Origin of the sequence: Moritella sp., from assembly GCF_033791185.1 — a bacterium.
Taxonomy (GTDB): domain Bacteria; phylum Pseudomonadota; class Gammaproteobacteria; order Enterobacterales; family Moritellaceae; genus Moritella.
In genome coordinates this window covers 1-3,949 of sequence record NZ_JASJHF010000280.1, presented here as the reverse complement: position 1 = coordinate 3,949, position 3,949 = coordinate 1, and the positions used below count along the sequence as shown (strand labels likewise).

Sequence of the window (3,949 nt, the reverse complement as noted above, 5' to 3'; positions counted from 1 at the left end):
GACCCTGACAACAACTTAAGTCTTCGTCGAATCATTGAAAAAGCGAAAAAAGACCAAGTACCAACACACGTAATTGACCGTGCGATTGAAAAAGCAGCTGGCGCTGGTGGCGAAGATTATGAACGCGCAAGTTATGAAGGTTTTGGTCCAGGTAACAGTATGGTTATCGTTGAATGTCTAACTGATAACGGTAAGCGTACTTTCACTGACGTTCGTCAAGCATTCGTTAAGAATGGCGCGAAACTGGGTGCGCAAGGTTCGGTATCGCACATGTTTGATCATCAAGCGGTATTTGAATTCAAATTTGATGACGAAGATGCGGTATTAGAAGCATTAATGGAAGCTGAAGTTGACGTTGCTGATGTAGAGAACGAAGATGGTTCTATTACTGTTTATGTTCCACACACTGAATTCTTCAAAACTAAAGTAGCATTATCAGAAGCATTTGCTGGTATTGAGTTTGATGCAGAAGACATCACCTTCTTACCACAAATAGAAACTGAAGTTACCGGTGATGACGCTGAAATGTTCGAACGTTTCCTAGCCGCACTAAACGACAGTGATGATGTACAAGATGTATATCACAATGCCATCATTGGCTAACGGTTTATACCGCATATAAAAAAGGCCGATTACCACTTCTTTATCAGAATGGGTAATCGGCCTTTTTTGATCTGGTTAACTGTCAACGTATTCTAGGACGAGACAAATTAAGCAAATTACATTTTTTTACAGTATGCAGAAATAATTACCATTGCAGTACCGTTTGCACGGCCTTGAATGTGTAATGGATTATCTGTTAAACCGATATTACGTACTGCGGTACCACGTTTGATCACTAAGCTTGAACCTTTAACAGGTAAGTCTTTGATGATGTTTACGTTGTCGCCAGCTTGTAAGATAGTGCCGTTAACGTCACGTGCTGGTGAGTCAGTCATCGCTGCAATTAACACGCCTTTTTCAGCCCATGCTTTTACGTCTTCTTCTAAATACATCATATCCAGTAGATCACGTGACCAGTCTGCATCTAGACGGTGAAGCATGCGGTATGCAAGTACTTGTACTGCTGGTACTTGGCTCCACATGCTGTCGTTTAGGCCACGCCAATGGTTTGCATCAAGTGCATCAGAAGTGTTGATTTGATCAAGGCAAGTATCACAAAGCATTACTGCACAGTCAGAGCTTTTTTCTGGTGATTCAGGTAGCTCATAAGCTGATAGGTTAGATTCTGATGTGCACATTTCACATTTAGAATCACTGCGTTGTAATAGCGTTGTTTTGATAGTCATTGAATTAATCCTCTAAATTTTGTGGGGCTATTATGCCACAACGTGAGTATTTTTGATATCTCGCAATAGATTTCAATTCCTAACCTAGCTACACTGGTTTTTTATTCAGTTGGAGTTCACATGGAAGCGAGTGTATTGTTTGATGAATTAGCGACTAATGATGGGCATATTATTGGTCTTATTAGCCTTAATAAACCACGTCAGTTACATGCCTTGAGTGCTGATATGTTCCCATTACTGCGCCAACAATTACTCACGTGGCAGTCTGATAAACGGGTTGTCAGTGTGTTGTTGACCAGTAGCGGTGAAAAAGCATTTTGCGCCGGTGGTGATGTTAAATCTCTCCAGCAAGCCTTGGTCAATACAGAAGGAAACGTTGCCAAGCAACAGGTCGTGAGTGAGTACTTTACGGCAGAGTATCAAGTGGATTACTTACTGCATAATTTTGGTAAGCCACTTATTGTCTGGGGGGACGGCATTATTATGGGCGGCGGGTTAGGCTTGTTTATGGGGGCGAGTCATCGGGTGGTAACAGAAACCGCACGTATTGCCATGCCCGAGATAACCATAGGTTTATTTCCTGATGTTGGTGCAACTTGGTTTTTAAATCGCTTACCGCATCCCGGCGTAGGGCTATTTTTAGGGCTGACAGGCGCGAGCATTAATGCCAATGATGCAAAATATCTTGGTTTAAGTCAGTATTTAATCCCATCTTTACAACAAACGCGATTATGTTCTGATTTACGCGCACTTGACTGGCATTTAGATGCCGCCGAACATACGAAGCAAGTTGATATGGTACTCGATGGGCTTTATGACGACAGCTTATTTGCCGCTGATAATCTGTCTGCACATCAAGATTTGTTTACTGCGTTGAGCAAGAAATCTAATTTAACGGATGTGATTAGTGATATTGAAGCCCATCAGCATAATAGTGATTGGCTACAGAAAGGCATTAATAAGTTGCTGTTAGGCAGCCCAATATCGGCACATATCTTGTATCAACAAATAACGCAATATACGGATCTGTCGCTCGCAGATTGTTTTCGACTAGAGCTCGATATTGCCGTTAACGTTTGTTTACATGGCGACTTAGTTGAAGGGGTCCGCGCATTATTAGTCGATAAAGATAACCAGCCGCATTGGTTGTATAAGCAAGTTGCTGATGTAACTGCAGATTTTGTGAATAGTTTATTGGTATCGCCCTGGCAAAGAGCCTCTCATCCCTTAAATGCACTTTAATTTGCATCTTAATTACCTAATTATGTGATGAGTATTCCAAACTAGGTAGTGAATAGGCTTTCTCTTTACAAAATCCTTTATTTACTAAAGATAGTAGTTACAATTACCTCAAAGTGGTTAATTTGTAGGGAAGTTCTCTGCAAACTGCCATATTGGGATAATTATTACCTACAGTGGATTTGAATAGTGTACTGCGGCAATCATTATTGATTTATTTTGGAGATATATTATGAGCACTGCCTTCTTTATTCCTGCTTACAATCTAATGGGCGCTGGCTGTCTAATTCAAGCGGCTGACGCGATCAAATCTCATGGTTTCAAAAAAGCATTAATCGTTACCGATAAAGTCATTAATAGCATCGGTATGGTAAAGCAAGTACAAGACTTATTGACGGCGCGCGATGTTGCATCTGCCGTTTTTGATGGCACACAGCCAAACCCAACTACGGCCAATGTTGCTGACGGTCTTGAACTATTAAATGCACACGCGTGTGACTTCGTGATCTCATTAGGTGGTGGTTCTCCACATGATTGCGCTAAAGGCATTGCACTTGTAGCTGCCAATGGTGGCAATATCGCTGATTACGAAGGTGTTGATCAATCAGAAAAAGCCCAGCTTCCGCTAGTTGCGATTAATACCACTGCAGGTACTGCTTCTGAAATGACGCGTTTTTGTATTATCACGAATGAAACAACTCATATTAAAATGGCGATTGTGGATAAAAATACCACGCCGTTAATGTCAGTTAATGATCCAGAGTTAATGTTAGCTAAACCAGCATCATTAACCGCTGCGACCGGTATGGACGCCTTGACCCATGCGATTGAAGCATATGTATCCATTGCAGCAACACCTATTACCGATGCAGTTGCCATTAAAGCAATGGAGCTGATCCAAGCGCATTTACGTACAGCAGTAGAACATGGCGAAAATATCGAAGCGCGCGAACAAATGGCATATGCACAGTTCATGGCGGGTATGGCATTTAATAATGCATCACTGGGTTATGTGCATGCAATGGCGCATCAATTGGGTGGATTCTACGACTTACCACACGGGGTATGTAATGCAGTATTACTACCATATGTGCAAGCCTATAACGCCCAAGTTTGCCCAGAGCGTCTACGTGATGTTGCTAAAGCGATGGGTGTTGATGTAACAGCAATGACCCCTGAACAAGGTGCTGAAGCGGCGATTGCAGCGATTAAAGAATTAGCGCTAGCGGTAGGCATTCCAACGGGACTAACCAGCTTAAATGTACAAGTTGAAGATATCCCTGAATTAGCAAAAAATGCTCTGAATGATGCGTGTGGTTTTACTAATCCAAAACAAGCAACTCATGAAGAAATCTGCGCTATCTTTAATGCGGCGATGTAAGCTGTTAGTTAGTTAAAGAGTTAAAGAGTTAAAGAGTTAA

4 protein-coding genes are annotated in these 3,949 nt (G+C 41.8%); 3 read left to right on the top strand and 1 reads right to left on the bottom strand.

The features are described from left to right. A partial coding sequence (locus QNK26_RS15860; RefSeq protein WP_319224849.1) for a YebC/PmpR family DNA-binding transcriptional regulator occupies positions 1 to 603 on the top strand: 603 nt, incomplete at its 5' end. Positions 604 to 719: 116 nt separating this feature from the next. On the opposite strand, the gene QNK26_RS15855 is transcribed toward QNK26_RS15860, so the two are convergent. Beyond that, positions 720 to 1,289 (bottom strand): PhnA domain-containing protein, encoded by a 570-nt coding sequence (locus tag QNK26_RS15855; RefSeq protein ID WP_319224848.1) that lies wholly within the window; start codon positions 1,287 to 1,289, stop codon positions 720 to 722. A gap of 120 nt (positions 1,290 to 1,409) precedes the next feature. Here QNK26_RS15855 and QNK26_RS15850 point away from each other — a divergent pair, with 120 nt between their 5' ends. Further along, positions 1,410 to 2,531 (top strand): enoyl-CoA hydratase/isomerase family protein, encoded by a 1,122-nt coding sequence (locus tag QNK26_RS15850; protein ID WP_319224847.1) that lies wholly within the window; start codon positions 1,410 to 1,412, stop codon positions 2,529 to 2,531. Positions 2,532 to 2,760: 229 nt separating this feature from the next. Further along, positions 2,761 to 3,909 carry an L-threonine dehydrogenase gene (gene yiaY, locus QNK26_RS15845; RefSeq protein ID WP_319224846.1) on the top strand — a complete coding sequence of 383 codons (1,149 nt, stop codon included), beginning with the start codon at positions 2,761 to 2,763 and terminating at the stop codon, positions 3,907 to 3,909. Positions 3,910 to 3,949 lie beyond the last annotated feature (40 nt).

Bases quoted from the DNA above. Each gene is read 5' to 3' on its own strand.
- QNK26_RS15855 (WP_319224848.1), bottom strand. From the start codon at position 1,289: ATGACTATCAAAACAACGCTATTACAACGCAGTGATTCTAAATGTGAA.
- QNK26_RS15850 (WP_319224847.1), top strand. From the start codon at position 1,410: ATGGAAGCGAGTGTATTGTTTGATGAATTAGCGACTAATGATGGGCAT.
- yiaY (WP_319224846.1), top strand. From the start codon at position 2,761: ATGAGCACTGCCTTCTTTATTCCTGCTTACAATCTAATGGGCGCTGGC.